The sequence below is a fragment of the Bacillus cereus group sp. BfR-BA-01316 genome, from assembly GCF_022664195.1.
In the GTDB taxonomy this organism is placed as follows: Bacteria; Bacillota; Bacilli; order Bacillales; family Bacillaceae_G; genus Bacillus_A.
Genome location: NZ_JAKUGX010000001.1, coordinates 69,243 through 84,455, shown reverse-complemented (window position 1 = coordinate 84,455; position 15,213 = coordinate 69,243). Strand labels below are relative to the sequence as shown.

The window sequence follows — 15,213 nt, the reverse complement described above, 5'->3', positions numbered from 1 at the left end:
TACCGAACCTTTTATCAAGAAAAAACTACTCTCATCTTATGAAAGTAGTCTCTCTTTTACCTTTCTCCTTCTTCGGAAAAATCACATATGAAAATGAAATTGCAGTATCCGCTAAAAGAATAATAGCCCACACTTGGCTTACACGGCTTGCTGCTTTATTTAAAACGATTCCTGACTCTAACCAATTCCCCCACTGTTCTACTGGAATAAGCCCATACATGAAGAAAAAGAATATATGAACAGCAACAAACAAAATAAGATGTAAAACCCAATTTTTCATTTCCTGCTTCGCATGCGCCCTACCTGTTACTTCAAGTGGTTCTTCGATAATAGGCGCCGGTTCATTCCGCCACTTCGCAACTAGTTTTTGTACATATATATCTAGCTTCTTCAAATCCTTTTTCCCGTAAAAGACAGCATACAATAATATAATTACAGTAATGATTTGAAAATTAGAGAACTTCCCTGTTTGATAGTAGTCCACTACTCCTAAAGTTAAAATAAACACTTCATTTACGAGTAGCACAATCCCCATAATAAAACTCGCCTTTTTCAAGCGAAATCCATACCTTAGTAAAAAGAATCCGATAGCCGATAACCAAAATACAATCTCTGCCCCAATTAAAAAATACCAACGATATTCTGCGAGTATACTCATTTATCCCTCTCCCTTTCGTCATATATACGAAAAGCCTCATCCATATATAATAGAAGCTCTTCCTCAATTGGATACATACTCATTTTCTGTGAATCTTCTTTTGACTTTCTCACTTCCCACAATTTATCTAAAAATGCTTCATCACCATTTGCCATCTCTAAACACTTCAGCATTAATTTCTTCGTTGCCCCTTGTACTTCATCATTTGTTGCTTCCTTACCGTCTTTCATAAAGTTACGTAATTGTTTTAATAAATTTACCCACTCTAATACATTCGGATCTTCCTCACTCATATTTGGTAAATTATGAAGTAAATCTTGCTCTTCCTTTGAAAACAGTTCATTTTGGAATATTTCACGTATACGAGGAGACTGCTTCGAAAGCTGAATGAGTTCAAACATAACTTTCCAATCCAGTTCTTCCTCCACATCTACCGAATAAACAACGGCTTGTAAAACACGTTCCATTCGATTGAATTTCTTTTGTTCTTCCTGTACAAATCTAAGTTGCTTTTCAAGCGAGTCTTTTAAGTTAAGTTCACCTTTTACTAACATATTCGTAATCTCTTTTAATGAAAAACCCATTTCTTTTAAAAATAAAATTTGCTGCAAACGAACAACATCTCTCTCGCTATATAACCGATGTCCTCCATCCGTTTTCCTACTCGGCTTTAATAAATCGATTTGATCATAATAACGTAACGTCCTTACTGTAACCCCTGTTTCCCTCGTTAGTTCTTGAATTGAAATCAACTCCATCACCTCTTCTTCTTCATTATAAAAGGTGACGTAACGTAACTTTCAAGTAGTTTGTAAAAAAAATACAAAAAGCTGTTTATACCTTTTTGTATAAACAGCCTTTATGGAAATAACACCTTTTGTATAGCACGCCCACACGATAATATAATCGCTCCAACAACAACAACAACAACAACAACAACACCCACTGCTGTTTTATGATAATACGCTGAAATTAACAAATAGTACGATAGCCTACAGTGCCAAATATAATACATACACTTGGCACTGGATTACGAGAATAATTTTGTATTCCCCAAAATAAAGCAAATATAGCTGTAGCAACGCATAATATCGGTAATCCCATTCCGCTTCCCCTTTATCTATCTATTTACTAGTCTTTGTTGCTAATACACTCGTTGACGCCATACTAATTAATAAACCAAAAATAACTACATATAATAGTTCATTCACATTTACAAGTTGTTTATCTAAATATTTATTCATACAAAGATACACGATAAAAAACAGAAAGAAACCTACCATACAAACCATAAAATATTGCTGCATTTTTTTCATGATTCTCTCATCTAATGCAGGTACGCCTTCTTCTTTCCATCGCTTTCGCTCCTTATACTCAGACACAGCGTATAAACTAATAAGGGCTACATTTGAAATCAATATCGCTTCCCACGAAATATTTAAAATGACTAAACTTGTATTTAAAATAAGCCCCGCTAAAGATAAGCTTCCTATAAACCTCATAACTTCTTGCTTATTCATGCATTATCGGCCTCTTTCTTATTTCTAAATTTCCACTTGGGCCAATAATTCACACCGTAATATACAAACTGTCCCGCAACAAATAGAACAAAAGGTGTTCCAGCACTTCCGTAAACAATTAAATTGTACAGACTCCATATAGCCAAACTAATCACGAAAAATAACCCTACATATTTAAACGCTTTATCTGATTGAAATCTCTCAAACTCATCTTGCATTTTCATTCCTCCTATCGCTATGCTCGTTTTCCCACCATTACTTCTATGATGAGACTACCAGCAAATAAGAAACTACATACAGTGAATATTTCTGGCGTAGGTATGACATCTCTGCCTACGACTTTGCTCGCACCAATGTAAACAATGAGAAGGATAAATGCGAATATAAATGAGACATTTACATACTTTTTTATATTTTCATTTACTCGCTCATCTATCTCTGGCAGTTCTTCTTTTTTGTACTTATGTTTTTTATAATACGTATACACTGTTAAAAGTAGAATTGCTAAAATGTTACTAACTATTAGCGATAACATCGGTATGGATGGATCCATAATACGAACTAAAACGTCCCCTCCACATAATCCTAAGACAGTAGCGATATACAACTTTTTAGTATCGTTCATTTTCTCTCCCCTTACTCCAGCGTAAATATTTCTTCTACCTTCATTCCAAAATATTTGGCGATTTTTAGGGATAACTCTAGACTCGGGTTATAGTGGTGGTTCTCAATCGCCACGATTGTCTGCCGCGTCACTTGCATCGCCTTTGCCATTTCAATTTGCGTTATATGATGTTGTTTTCGTAATTCCTTAATTTTATTTTTCACACCCATAGGATCCACCTTCGAAAGTAAAGATATCTTTACTATAATTATAAATATTTTCCAAATACAAGTGAAGATATCTTTACAAAAAAAGGTAAAAAAAGAGACATCCATAAGATGCCTCTTTGCTACTACATAAATCCTAATGCATATACAAGAATGTATCCAAGTACCGAAAGGCAAACCGAGCCAATTAGCCCTGCCACGAATGCCCTACTTCCTAATTTGCGGAACGTTTTAAACTCTACATTTAAACCTAGCCCTGCCATCGCCATTGCAATAAGCATGTACGCAATTACTACAATGTATCCGGCAACAACTTCTGGGATAACCCCAAGCGAATGCACCGCACTCATTGCTAAAAATCCGAAGATGAACCAAGGAATTGGAAGGTCGCGCCACGATCTTTTTTCCTTGCTTCCCTCGCTCTTACCAAACCATAATCCAATTAAAATCGCTACTGGCACAAGCATCGCTACGCGCGTTAATTTCACAATAACTGCGATGTCTACAGCCGTGCTACCTCCTGGCGCCGCCGCAGCGATAACATGAGCGATTTCGTGCAATGTCGCACCTGAGAACACCCCGTAACCGTAGGGTGAGAAGCCAAGCACTGGGTATAATAGCGTATAAATAAGTGTAAATATTGTACCTAAAATTGCAATAATCGCTGCCCCAACTGCCGTTTCTTCATCTTTCGCTTTCACTTGCGGTGCAATCGCGACGACTGCGGCCGCACCACAAATCGCCGTTCCGCACGCCGTTAAAATTCCAAGTTTCTTTTCTACTTTAAATACTTTCGTTAGTCCATATACAACGAAAATTGTAAATGTAATAACAACCGCTGCGATGATTAATACTTTCGGCCCCGCCTTCGCAATATCTACAAGATTTAACCGCATTCCAAGTAAGATGATCCCAAAGCGTAGCAACTTCTTACTCGCAAAGTTCGTTCCCGCTATCGCTTCTTGAGGAATCCCGATTGCCGCGCGCCAAACCATCCCGATTAGAATAGCGATTACTAATTGTCCCATAATATTTAAAAATGGAAGCTCTGCTAAATATTTCGCGGCGATTGCGATTAATAACGTAATCCCAATACCTTGCGAAAATCCAAAGCCCTTCTTCTTTTGTATAACAAGTGTTTGTTCCACTTTGTACCACCCCAATAATCGTATTGGAACATGCATGTTCTTTCTAGTTACATTATAAGAGAGTTTTAATAATAAGTTTAATATCAATATTGAATCCCTATCATCAGAAATACTTATGATAAAATGAAAACAAAAATAAAGGGGCCTAACAAATGAACGTCGACATTTTAAAAATCTTTGTTACTGTCGTTGAACAAAAACATTTTTCGCGTGCTGCGGAACTATTAAACCTTTCACAACCCGGCGTTAGTATGCACATTCGCAACCTGGAAAATGAATTTGGGACTACACTTATTCAGCGCTCCCCAAAGCACGTCCAAGTTACGGAAGCTGGAAACATTTTATACATACACGCAAAGCAAATGCTCTCACTTTATGAAGATGCGAAGCAAGAAATTAATGAATTGCACAACGTCGTAACGGGAACGCTGCGGATCGGTGCTAGCTTTACAATTGGCGAATACTTACTTCCAAAAATATTAGCGCACTATGCTAATGAAAACCCACACGTCGAAGTTCATACATTCATCTCCAATACAGAAGAAGTTTTGCAAAGCATTCGCTCTAATCAAATTGATATCGGCTTAGTGGAAGGCCAAGTCGTATACACCGATATAGATGTTGAAACTTTTATGCAAGATGAGATGAAGCTTGTCGTCCCGCCAAACCATCCATTGCTCCATACTGAGGAAATAAATGAAAATACTCTCCAAGATCAAGTCTGGGTATTAAGGGAGAGCGGTTCTGGCACACGTGCCTATAGCGATCGCTTTATACACCAACATCATTTAAAAATGAAACGCTTCTTTACATTCAGCAGTATTCAAAGCGTGAAGGAAGCCGTCGCTGCCGGGCTTGGCATCGCTATACTTTCCGATTGGACTGTTCGAAAAGAACTGTTGGCAAAAGAAATATTCCACGTCCCTGTTCCGGACGAAAAGCTAATCCGCCCATTCTCCATCGTGCGCGGCAAATATTTCATCCCGTCTAAAGCCATTCAAGTGTTTTTAAATCATGTGGATTCTTTTGCGAAAAAGCAGAGTTGACCTTTACATTAGTGTGAAGGTTTACAATACATGTAGAAGGAGTGAGATGCAGTGCGAATTGGGGAGTTATCAAAAGAAACTGGGGTTAGCGAAAGGTCACTAAGACATTACGAAGAAAAGGGATTACTCCCTTCGAAACGCCTCACAAATGGCTACCGTGATTTTGATGAAAGTGCCATCGAAAAAGTAGAACTTATTCAAATGTACTTACAGCTTGGCTTAAATTTAGAAGAGACCGCGAGAATGCTGCGTTGCCTTGAAATCGAACCACATCTATACGCAAATCCATGCAGTAGTATTCTTGCACTTTACGAAGATAAACTATGTGAAGTTACGAAACAAATCGAATTGCTCTCTAGTATTCAAGCCAATTTGCAAAAACACGTTTCACTCCTAAAACAAGCAAAAGAAAAGGGATGATTACATGTTCGTCATACACGGCAGTTCAAGACAAAACGGGAACACTGAAACTCTAACACATATGATGATTGATGGAATTGAAACAGAACAAATTTACTTGCGTGATCATATCGTCCATCCTATTACAGACCAACGTCATGATGCAGAAGGATTTCAACCTGTAAATGATGACTATCAACAGTTAATCGAGCGCATGCTAGAGCACGACACGATTATCTTCGCTACACCGCTATACTGGTACGGAATGAGCGGCCACATGAAGAACTTCGTTGATCGCTGGTCACAAAGCTTACGCGATACATCTCTTCATTTCAAAGAGAAAATGAAAGGTAAAAAAATGTACGTTGTCATCGTTGGCGGAGACAATCCAAAGTTGAAGGCATTACCACTTATCGCCCAGTTTCAATATATCTTTGATTTTGTTGGTTCATCATTTGAAGGGTATATTATTGGGGATGCGAACGGGCTAAATGAAATCCATAATGATACGGAAACACTCGCAAAAGCACAACTGTACAACAACAATTTTAAAAATACCCTCGGGAAATAAAATTATATCAACGATTCGATACAGAATATCGACTTATCAACAATATTCGAAACAACAACTGCAACACTAATAGCAAAACAAAAAGCCGTGCACCAGCACGGCTTTTCACTATATACGGACAGCAGTCCCGCTCACAGCAACCATTAGCATCCCTTCGCGAACTACTTCATAGTCCACGTCGATACCAACAATTGCGTTCGCATTTTTTTGTCTTGCGAGAGTTTTCATCTCTTCCATTGCAATGTCGCGCGCTTCTTTTAATTTACTTTCGTAAGCGCCTGAGCGACCACCGACAACGTCGCGGACAGAAGCGAAAAGGTCACGCACGATATTCGCCCCCATAATTGCTTCTCCATTGACGATATCGATATAATCCATAATTTCTTTCCCTTGAATTGTAGAAGTTGTTGTTACAATCATGCTTTATAGCCTCCCATATAAGATTTTCACTTACTTATGGTGCACTAATTCAGCAGAAATTATATTTACGAACTAAACTGTGCCTCATATAATCGGCTATACCCTCCGCCCCGCTCAATCAATTCATCATGTGAACCTTGTTCTGCAATACCGTCTTTATTTACAACGACGATGCGATCTGCATTTTTAATAGTTGCAAGCCTGTGAGCGATAACTAATGTTGTACGGCCGACAGATAGTTCTGCAAGTGATTTTTGGATAGCAAGTTCTGTCTCTGTATCTAGCGCAGAAGTTGCTTCATCTAAAACTAAAATTGGCGGGTTCTTCAAGAACATACAGGCAATTGCTAAGCGCTGCTTTTGTCCTCCTGAAAGTTTCACACCACGCTCACCAATAACTGTCTCTAAACCGTCTGGTTGCGAGTAAATTAAGTCCTCCAACTGGGCACGTTTTACCGCCTGCCAAATTTCAGCTTCTGAAGCTTTTAAGTTTCCGTAAGCGATATTTTCACGAATTGTTCCTGAGAACAAGAAAACATCTTGCTGCACAATTCCGATTTGTTTCCGAAGTGACGATAGCGTCATCTCTTTCGTATCAATGCCATCAATTTGAATCGATCCAGATGAGTGTTCATAAAAACGCGGTAATAAACTACATAGTGTTGTTTTCCCTGCCCCTGATGGCCCGACGAAAGCAACTGTTTCACCTGCATGTATTTTCAAACTAATATCTTTTAAAATCGGCTCTTTATTTTCATATCCGAATGTGATGTTATTGTATTGAATATCACCGTGTACATGTTTAACTTCGATTGCATCTTTAGAATCTACAATATCCGGCTCTGTTTCCAGAAGTTCTACATATCTTTTAAAACCAGCGATTCCTTTCGGATAACTTTCAATAACCGCATTAATTTTTTCAATTGGGCGGAAGAAAATATTCGTTAATAAAACGAATCCAATAAATCCACCGTACGTTAATTCACCTTGCAGAACAAACCATGTACCACATATTAATACAAAGAGTGTTACAAGACGCATCAGCATATAACTAATAGATGAATTTAACGCCATAATTTTATACGCCATTAATTTTGTTGTACGGAAACGAGCATTGTTTACAGCAAATTGCTCTTTCTCAAACTTTTCATTTCCGAATGCTTGTACAACGCGGATACCACCAACATTGTTCTCGATACATGCATTGAAATCAGCAACGTCTGAGAATAAACGTCTAAACGTACCTGTCATTTTTTTATTGAAGTAAAGTGCCAACCATAATAAGAATGGAATTACGAAGAATGTTAGAAGTGCTAACTTCCAGTTAATCATCATCATAAATGAAAATGCTCCGACTAAAGTCATAATGGCAATGAATAAATCTTCTGGTCCATGGTGAGCAATTTCCCCAATTTCCATTAAATCGTTTGTAAGACGTGAAATTAAATGACCTGTTTTATTATTATCAAAAAATCTGAATGATAGCTTTTGAATGTGATCAAATAATTTCTGTCTCATATCAGTTTCAATGTTAATACCAAGCATATGTCCCCAATATGTAACGACATATTGCAAACCTGCATTTAACACGTAAACTGCGAATAAACCGAAACAAGCCCATAAAATAAGCGTCCAGTTTTGCCCTGGTAATAACTTATCAATAAATTGATTTACGATAAGCGGGAAACCAAGTTCGAGTAGGCCTGCGATAACTGCACAGGAAAAATCAAGTATGAATAAACCTTTATACGGTTTATAGTAAGAAAAAAATTTACGTAGCATATCTTTCCTCCCTTTTCCAAATTAAAAGACTCTCTAAATGATAACCATTATCAAATAATTATTCAAGTTATCCGTCTATGAAACTAAAAAAACCTTCATCTGTGTTTGATGAAGGTTTCCATTTTATTTTATATAGCTTCCGAATCCCACTCATGCTCTTGCTGGACAAACACAACACCTAATTCATGATGTCCCCCGGCGTATAATGCTGTTTGAGCAAGACGAAGCTCACCATTTGTATCTACTACTTCTAATTTACAAAATGCTCCTGTCGTCTTCGTTTGAAGCGCGTCATAAAACTCTTCGGTACTTCTTGGAATGATTCCATTTACTTTCGTAATAACTTCTCCAGGCTTTAAATTCATCTCCGCCCCGATTGTATTCGGAATTGTATCTAACACAACAAGTCCATCATTACGTGCTGCAAAGTATGCTGGTCTTTTCTCGTCTGCAATTTTCTCTTGCATCGAGATCGTAAAGCGCCCAAGCATTGCGACTCCCATCGCGATAATTGCGAGTACGTGCCACCAGTAACTTGCGACACCTAAAACGAGTACGAGCCCTGCTAATCCATAGACACGTCTTCCTGTAAATAATAAAGCTTCCGTCGGCTCATAACTTCTAACCTTTCTCATAAATCCAATTAAAAATGGAACGAGGAATAAAGAGTATGTAGTCGAACCTATTGAAACGACAGGCCACCAAGAAATAAATCCTGTCACCGCGTCTCCTGGTATAAGAATAAATACTGGCACAAGCCATAAACGATTTGATTCATGTAGTCCAATTCGTAGCCCACGCTTACCTTTGTTAATTTTCGGCGTAGAATAGCGAACTGCATTTTTAGAGATTAATAACCCCTCTACAACGAGCATAACGCCTAATAAAATAGCAAGGGATACAATCGTACCCTCTTCACCTTCTCCAAGCTGTAAGAAGGAAACTGGCATCTTAGACGATAACAACACGAGTACAATAGCGATTCCGAAAGTATAAGCTACAGATAAATATCGATACATAGCAGTTAATCCGAATAATAACGTCCAAAGTAAAATTGCCCATAAACTCGCTTTTGAAACAACAAGCCCAAGCCCAACCGTAATAATAGATACGATTAATCCGTACCCAATACCTGCAAATAGAGTTGTTCGTAGTTCAAACCAAATATCATATACTTTAAAAGAAAAATCTTTTCGTTCTCGTAATATACGTAAGTATCCAACGAAGATACTACTAATTAAAAATACATAGACAGCAGGGTGTAAGAAAAAACGTCCAACTGCTCGTAGTATTTCAAAAAGCCATGCCTCCACGAATTCATTCACCACCATTTATATCATTTTTTCTTTTTATCTTATCATAACTAAAGAAATGTTTGTTTAACACATAAAAAAAATACAGGCATCAAAGTGCCTGTATTCTTTCTTATTTCGCTATTAATTTCAATGCCGTCTGTAATTGTAAATCATTTTCTCCAGAACGGATTTTTTCAATGATTTTAGTTTGAATCACTTCAGCTGTCTTTTTATCAAGTTGTCCTGTTGCTTCCATCTCATTCGCATTTTGGAATGCTTTTAGTGCTGATTCTGTCTCTTTGCTAAAGTATCCATCTTCACGTCCTGGTACATATCCTAAGCTCTTAAGCATTTCTTGCGCGTGTTTTACTTGTACATCATTTGAATTGTATGAAAGTGTCTTTTCAATTTGAATTGGCGTCGCATGATAATAATCTGGTTGCTTTACTTCTACAGTTGGCGCGATTCCTTTTTTATGAATCCAATTGCCATCTGGTGTTAACCATTTAAACATTGTTAATTTAATGTTGCTGCCATCTTTAAATGGAACAGCTTGTTGGACAGTACCTTTACCAAACGTTTTTTCACCAATTAAATCGTATCCTTCTCCCTCTTTCAGCGCACCCGCTAAAATCTCTGAAGCAGAAGCACTTCCATTATCAATTAATACTGAAATTGGATATGACTTTCTTTCTTTCAGTTCTGTAGAGAATTTCTTCTTCTCACCATTTCGCTGTTCTACTTGTAGCATTGGCTTTTTATCTGTCATGATGTCTCCTAGTATTTCTTCTACACTATTTAAATAGCCACCAGGATTACCACGTACGTCAATAACTAAGCCTGCTATATGTTTCTTCTCTAACTCTTTTAACTGATCCTTAAATTCTTTCGCAGTATTTTCAGCGAAAGAAGTAATTTGCATATAACCGATGTCTTTTCCACTCTCTTGCTTTACGGAACTAAATACAGTGAAAATCGGAATCTTTTCACGCTTAATTTTAAATTCTATCGGATCAGCCACTCCTGCGCGCTTAATTTCAATTGCAACAGTCGTTCCTTTTTTACCACGAATTTTTAATACTGCTTCTTCACGTGATAAATCTTTCACACTATTTCCATCTACAGATAAAATTTGGTCATTCGGTTTAATTCCTATCTTTTCTGCTGGTGAGCCTTTAATTGGCGATACGATAATAAGCTTACCGTCCGTCTTGTTCACTTCAGCTCCAATCCCTTCAAGTTCAGGATCCAGTGACTGACTAAACTGTTTTGCCGTTTCTTTATCCATATACGTGGAATAAGGGTCCTTCAGCGTAGACAACATTCCCTGTATCGCACCTTCGACTAATTTGTCGTCTTTCACGTCTTCCACATAACGTGAATCGATTAGTGCATACGCCTCATTAATCTTTGCCAAATTCCCTTGCGCTGTGCCAGCATTACCATTCGATACTGTTTGCGTTACATACGCTGGGTTTATCCCAAACCAGTACATACCACCAAACATCCCGCCAGCACCAATTAAAAATGCAACAACCATTCCAATAATTGCAACTCTACGTTTCAATGCGGAATTCCCCTTTCCAGAACACACAGGTGGTGTAGCAAAAGGCATCACACGATGTGTGATGCCTTTACCTATTTCTACTATATGATAAGCTTGTACGAATTATGTTTGCAACTTTTTATACTTTTAAGAAGCGACGAATTGACATTACACTTCCCCACATACCGATTAATGCACCGATTAACACTAATAAACCAGCTAATTGGAATACGAATGGGTTGTATGGTAGAAGCTCGAAAATTGTTCCGCCAAGTTTTTCATTAAACACACCTTGCAATGAATTATATATAACTAAAATTAGGCCAATTGGAATAATTGATCCTAATACTCCTAGGAATAATCCCTCTAACAAGAACGGCCAACGAATAAACCAGTTTGTTGCACCAACAAGTTTCATAATTTCAATCTCAGTACTACGAGCATAAATTGTAATTTTAATTGTGTTAGAGATTAAGAACATCGCTGTGAATAGAAGACCAGCAATTAACGCAATCCCGATGTTACGACCAGTTTTTACAGTATCAAATAATTTTTCAACTTGACCTTTACCGTATTGAACATTACTTACAAACTGCATTTTCTCAATCTTTTTTGCAATTGTTGCCGTATCTGTTGGTTCTTTCGCCTTTACAATAAATACATCTTTCAGTGGGTTATCTTGCTCAAATAACTCGAACGTTTTTCCACTATCGCCTAAGCTTTTAATTAAACGTTTCAACTCTTCTTCTTTAGAAGAATATTTAATAGAATCTACTTTCGCAATTTTACTCATATCTTCTTCTAATTTCTTTTGATCAGCTTCTTTTGCTGCTGGATCAATATGCACACGAATTTCTACATCTTGCTCTACTTTCGTCGCGAAATGGTTCATATTCATAATCGCTGCCAAAAAGACACCTACAAGTAATAATGTAACTGTTACTGCACTTACAGAAGCAAATGTCATCCATCCGTTACGGGATAGATTTTTCACACCTTCTCGCAAATGTCGACTAAGGGTTTTAGCCTTCATATCCGTATCCTCCCTCAATCTCGTCTCGAACAATTCTTCCGCCTTCAATTGCAATTACACGATGACGAATTGTATTTACGATATCTGCGTTATGTGTCGCCATAACAATCGTTGTACCACGCTCATTAATACGTTTAAAAATATTCATAATATCAAGCGCTGTTTCAATATCTAAGTTACCTGTTGGCTCATCTGCAATTACAACCTTTGGTCTATTTACAATCGCTCTTGCAATCGCCACACGTTGTTGCTCTCCGCCTGAAAGTTCGCTTGGAAGTGCATCTGCACGATCATCTAGACCTACAAGACCTAACACTTCTGTAACACGTTCACGAATTGCATCTGGTTCTTCTTCAATTACTTCTAAAGCAAACGCAACATTCTCATATATCGTTAATTTAGGTAGCAATTTAAAATCTTGGAAAATTACGCCTAATTGACGACGGAAATATGGAACATCTCTTTCTGCTAATGTTTCAATTACAAGTCCATTTACATTAATTGATCCTGTAGATGGCTTCTCTTCACGATACATCATTTTAATAAATGTAGATTTTCCGGCTCCACTCGGTCCAACTACGTATACGAATTCACCTTGTTTAATGTTAACTGTGAGACCAGCAATGGCTTTCATACCATTTGGGTACTCCTTATAAACATTCGTCATTTTTATCATTATTTATCACCCAATACTTAATGATTTTTTTCGAAATACTTTTCTGTACATTTGAAAATAAAAGAAAAACCTTTATTTTCGCTCGACCATTCTTGTTGAAGGTAGCTTCCATACATGCTTTTTATTAGCAAAGCTACTCTATGTAATATATTTCATCAAAATTCTACAAACCCCATTGTAACATCAATCGGTTTCCAATTCGGATACAATTTTGTTACAGTTATGTTACATCCCAAGAAAAGGTAAACGAGCTCATGTAATTACTTAACCCGAAGCACTTTTCGGTCAAGTTATACAATCAGCTCGTTTATTAATTACGTTTCTTATTTATGCTCCGCTAACCATTCAGCTACTTTTTTTGCGTCCTCACCTTGAATAAGTCCAGGTGACATTGAGCCGCGACCTTTTTTAATAACTTCTTCGATATCTGCAGCGTCATACTTACCGCCTACTTTTCTTAAATCAGGTCCAGTTGCTCCTGCTAAATCTTTCGCATGACAACCAGCACAACTTCTTTGGAAAATTTGTTCTGCACTATCTGTACTTGCAGACTGATTCGAAGACTTACTCTCTTCTTTATTTCCACATGCTCCTAAAGCAAAAACGACTGATGTCCCTAACGCAATAGCCAACAATTTCTTTTTCACTTCTATCGCTCCCCATTGTTGATATTCTTTTCATTCATAACTAGACAATAATCTTCATAACACATTCAATATTCATTATAAGCATTATCTTTATATAGAAAAACCAAGGTATATTTCATATCTTTCACAAATATAGTGAAAAGCCTAATGAAATAAAGCTTTCACAAATTGTTTCAATTCTGTGAACACCTTAGAAAGTTCTATAAAGAACCTCTTTTTCCAAACAAAATCAGAAAAATCCCATATAAAGTTCTGCTCCATTACCGCTCTGTTTTACTATTTTCTACTTTTTACAAAACAATATACGGCATTATATGCTACATATAATCTCATCAAAAAGAGAAGTTGTCGCCTCCAACTTCTCTTCCTCTTTATTTCATCAATATAAATAAGATAAGCCTCTTTATATCCTCTTGGACCTCAGCATGTGCCAACAATTCTGTTGGCTTTTTCTCTTATTAAATACGAGAACGTAAATACGCATCAATAAACGGATTAATTTCCCCATCCATAACTGCTTGTACGTTACCAACTTCTGTATTTGTACGATGGTCTTTCACAAGAGAATACGGGTGGAATACGTAAGAACGGATTTGGCTGCCCCATCCAATTTCTTTTTGCTCTCCGCGAATCTCATCTAATTGCGCTTGTTGTTCTTCTAGTTTCTTTTGATATAATTTCGCTTTCAGCATTTTCATCGCATGCTCACGGTTTTTAATTTGAGAACGCTCTGACTGACATGTTACAACCGTGTTTGTTGGTAGATGCGTTATACGAACTGCTGAATCTGTCGTATTAACGTGCTGTCCACCTGCACCACTTGCGCGATACGTATCTATTTTCAAATCTTCTGTACGCACTTCAATTTCAACTTCATCATTGAATTCAGGTACAACTTCACAAGATACGAACGATGTATGACGACGACCTGAAGAATCGAACGGTGAAATACGTACAAGACGATGTACACCTTTCTCCGCTTTCAAGTAACCGTAAGCGTTATGACCTTTAATTAATAATGTAACACTCTTAATACCAGCTTCATCGCCCGGTAAGTAGTCAACCGTTTCTACTTTAAACCCACGTTTCTCAGCCCAGCGTGTGTACATACGTAATAACATAGAACCCCAGTCTTGTGACTCTGTTCCACCTGCACCTGGGTGTAATTCTAAAATAGCGTTATTTTTATCATAAGGATCACTTAATAGTAACTGCAGCTCGTACTCATTCATTTCTTGAATTAAAGTTTTCACTTCAGATTCTAATTCCTCATGTAAATCTTCATCATACTCTTCTTTAAGTAGGTCATGCGTCATTTCTAAGTTTTCGAACGTCTCATCTAACTGACGGAACCTTCCAACCATATCTTTCAGCGCATTCGCTTCATTAATTACAGCTTGTGCGCCTTGTTGATCATCCCAAAATCCTGCGCCCATCATCGTTTCTTCTAATTCTGCAATTTGTTTTTCCTTAGTAGGAAGGTCAAAGAGACCCCCTAAAAGCCGCTAATCTCTTAGCCATTTTTTCTAATTCTTGCCTAATTTCTACTAATTCCATTTCCTTCACCTCTATGTAATTGCTGTTACTTTCATATGAAAACAAGGGAAACTCTCTCCGCTTATTACGGAGAGAGTTTAATCCT

The 15,213-nt window shown here is 37.4% G+C and carries 18 protein-coding genes and 1 pseudogene; 3 read left to right on the top strand and 16 right to left on the bottom strand.

Features of this window, described 5'->3' with window-relative positions; translation table 11 throughout:
- Positions 1-31: 31 nt before the first annotated feature.
- From MR071_RS00400 to MR071_RS00365, 8 genes and pseudogenes are all read right to left on the bottom strand, one after another.
- Complete coding sequence (locus MR071_RS00400) at positions 32-658, bottom strand: hypothetical protein (RefSeq protein WP_105585610.1); 627 nt, start codon at positions 656-658, stop codon at positions 32-34.
- On the bottom strand, positions 655-1,416 hold the full coding sequence (locus tag MR071_RS00395) for a MerR family transcriptional regulator (protein WP_142395821.1): 762 nt from the start codon (positions 1,414-1,416) through the stop codon (positions 655-657). Before MR071_RS00395 ends, MR071_RS00400 begins: the two co-directional genes overlap by 4 nt.
- A gap of 101 nt (positions 1,417-1,517) precedes the next feature.
- A pseudogene (locus MR071_RS00390) lies at positions 1,518-1,762 on the bottom strand (hypothetical protein).
- A gap of 20 nt (positions 1,763-1,782) precedes the next feature.
- Positions 1,783-2,178, bottom strand: coding sequence for an ATPase (locus tag MR071_RS00385; protein WP_105585613.1), 396 nt, complete (start codon positions 2,176-2,178; stop codon positions 1,783-1,785).
- Positions 2,175-2,396: a hypothetical protein gene (locus MR071_RS00380; RefSeq protein WP_105585614.1), complete on the bottom strand. Its 222-nt coding sequence runs from the start codon at positions 2,394-2,396 to the stop codon at positions 2,175-2,177. The genes MR071_RS00385 and MR071_RS00380 overlap by 4 nt, the downstream gene beginning before the upstream one ends.
- Positions 2,397-2,413: 17 nt before the next feature.
- Positions 2,414-2,803 carry a hypothetical protein gene (locus tag MR071_RS00375; RefSeq protein WP_105585615.1) on the bottom strand — a complete coding sequence of 130 codons (390 nt, stop codon included), beginning with the start codon at positions 2,801-2,803 and terminating at the stop codon, positions 2,414-2,416.
- A gap of 11 nt (positions 2,804-2,814) precedes the next feature.
- Positions 2,815-3,012: a helix-turn-helix transcriptional regulator gene (locus MR071_RS00370; RefSeq protein ID WP_002016109.1), complete on the bottom strand. Its 198-nt coding sequence runs from the start codon at positions 3,010-3,012 to the stop codon at positions 2,815-2,817.
- Between the two features lie 122 nt (positions 3,013-3,134).
- Positions 3,135-4,157 (bottom strand): YeiH family protein, encoded by a 1,023-nt coding sequence (locus tag MR071_RS00365; RefSeq protein ID WP_142395822.1) that lies wholly within the window; start codon positions 4,155-4,157, stop codon positions 3,135-3,137.
- 152 nt (positions 4,158-4,309) lie between these two features.
- On the opposite strand from MR071_RS00365, the gene MR071_RS00360 reads away from it, so the two are divergent.
- Genes MR071_RS00360 through MR071_RS00350 form a run of 3 tightly spaced genes read left to right on the top strand, consistent with a single transcriptional unit; the run spans position 4,310 to position 6,173 of the window.
- The gene (locus MR071_RS00360; protein ID WP_105585616.1) at positions 4,310-5,203 is read left to right on the top strand and encodes a LysR family transcriptional regulator; all 894 of its coding nucleotides are present in this window, start codon (positions 4,310-4,312) and stop codon (positions 5,201-5,203) included.
- A gap of 51 nt (positions 5,204-5,254) precedes the next feature.
- On the top strand, positions 5,255-5,623 hold the full coding sequence (locus MR071_RS00355) for a MerR family transcriptional regulator (RefSeq protein WP_242234575.1): 369 nt from the start codon (positions 5,255-5,257) through the stop codon (positions 5,621-5,623).
- A gap of 4 nt (positions 5,624-5,627) precedes the next feature.
- The gene (locus MR071_RS00350) at positions 5,628-6,173 is read left to right on the top strand and encodes a flavodoxin family protein (protein ID WP_105585618.1); all 546 of its coding nucleotides are present in this window, start codon (positions 5,628-5,630) and stop codon (positions 6,171-6,173) included.
- Between the two features lie 108 nt (positions 6,174-6,281).
- Here MR071_RS00350 and MR071_RS00345 read toward each other — a convergent pair whose 3' ends face one another.
- The 8 genes from MR071_RS00345 to prfB form a co-directional block, all read right to left on the bottom strand.
- Positions 6,282-6,593, bottom strand: a complete 312-nt coding sequence (locus tag MR071_RS00345) for a YbjQ family protein (RefSeq protein WP_105585619.1) — start codon at positions 6,591-6,593, stop codon at positions 6,282-6,284.
- 65 nt (positions 6,594-6,658) lie between these two features.
- Entirely contained in the window at positions 6,659-8,374 is a 1,716-nt protein-coding gene (locus tag MR071_RS00340; RefSeq protein ID WP_242234573.1) for an ABC transporter ATP-binding protein, read from the bottom strand.
- Between the two features lie 128 nt (positions 8,375-8,502).
- On the bottom strand, positions 8,503-9,687 hold the full coding sequence (locus tag MR071_RS00335; RefSeq protein WP_181149483.1) for a PDZ domain-containing protein: 1,185 nt from the start codon (positions 9,685-9,687) through the stop codon (positions 8,503-8,505).
- A 112-nt stretch (positions 9,688-9,799) separates the two neighbouring features.
- Positions 9,800-11,236, bottom strand: a complete 1,437-nt coding sequence (locus MR071_RS00330; protein WP_105585622.1) for a S41 family peptidase — start codon at positions 11,234-11,236, stop codon at positions 9,800-9,802.
- A 118-nt stretch (positions 11,237-11,354) separates the two neighbouring features.
- Complete coding sequence (gene ftsX, locus MR071_RS00325) at positions 11,355-12,248, bottom strand: permease-like cell division protein FtsX (protein ID WP_105585623.1); 894 nt, start codon at positions 12,246-12,248, stop codon at positions 11,355-11,357.
- Positions 12,238-12,924 carry a cell division ATP-binding protein FtsE gene (gene ftsE / locus MR071_RS00320; protein ID WP_105585624.1) on the bottom strand — a complete coding sequence of 229 codons (687 nt, stop codon included), beginning with the start codon at positions 12,922-12,924 and terminating at the stop codon, positions 12,238-12,240. The genes ftsX and ftsE overlap by 11 nt, the downstream gene beginning before the upstream one ends.
- A 323-nt stretch (positions 12,925-13,247) precedes the next feature.
- On the bottom strand, positions 13,248-13,571 hold the full coding sequence (cccB, locus tag MR071_RS00315; RefSeq protein ID WP_105585625.1) for a cytochrome c551: 324 nt from the start codon (positions 13,569-13,571) through the stop codon (positions 13,248-13,250).
- A 458-nt stretch (positions 13,572-14,029) separates the two neighbouring features.
- Positions 14,030-15,128 (bottom strand): peptide chain release factor 2 gene (prfB, locus tag MR071_RS00310; RefSeq protein WP_098988193.1). Its coding sequence is split into 2 segments (ribosomal slippage): positions 14,030-15,055 and positions 15,057-15,128, totalling 1,098 coding nucleotides; the frame shifts between segments, so codons are not numbered across the junction.
- Positions 15,129-15,213 lie beyond the last annotated feature (85 nt).

Excerpts from the sequence above, each read along its gene's own strand:
- MR071_RS00400 (WP_105585610.1), bottom strand. The coding sequence starts at position 658 with ATGAGTATACTCGCAGAATATCGTTGGTATTTTTTAATTGGGGCAGAG.
- MR071_RS00395 (WP_142395821.1), bottom strand. The coding sequence starts at position 1,416 with ATGGAGTTGATTTCAATTCAAGAACTAACGAGGGAAACAGGGGTTACA.
- MR071_RS00385 (WP_105585613.1), bottom strand. The coding sequence starts at position 2,178 with ATGAATAAGCAAGAAGTTATGAGGTTTATAGGAAGCTTATCTTTAGCG.
- MR071_RS00380 (WP_105585614.1), bottom strand. The coding sequence starts at position 2,396 with ATGCAAGATGAGTTTGAGAGATTTCAATCAGATAAAGCGTTTAAATAT.
- MR071_RS00375 (WP_105585615.1), bottom strand. The coding sequence starts at position 2,803 with ATGAACGATACTAAAAAGTTGTATATCGCTACTGTCTTAGGATTATGT.
- MR071_RS00370 (WP_002016109.1), bottom strand. The coding sequence starts at position 3,012 with ATGGGTGTGAAAAATAAAATTAAGGAATTACGAAAACAACATCATATA.
- MR071_RS00360 (WP_105585616.1), top strand. The coding sequence starts at position 4,310 with ATGAACGTCGACATTTTAAAAATCTTTGTTACTGTCGTTGAACAAAAA.
- MR071_RS00350 (WP_105585618.1), top strand. The coding sequence starts at position 5,628 with ATGTTCGTCATACACGGCAGTTCAAGACAAAACGGGAACACTGAAACT.
- MR071_RS00345 (WP_105585619.1), bottom strand. The coding sequence starts at position 6,593 with ATGATTGTAACAACAACTTCTACAATTCAAGGGAAAGAAATTATGGAT.
- MR071_RS00340 (WP_242234573.1), bottom strand. The coding sequence starts at position 8,374 with ATGCTACGTAAATTTTTTTCTTACTATAAACCGTATAAAGGTTTATTC.
- ftsX (WP_105585623.1), bottom strand. The coding sequence starts at position 12,248 with ATGAAGGCTAAAACCCTTAGTCGACATTTGCGAGAAGGTGTGAAAAAT.
- ftsE (WP_105585624.1), bottom strand. The coding sequence starts at position 12,924 with ATGATAAAAATGACGAATGTTTATAAGGAGTACCCAAATGGTATGAAA.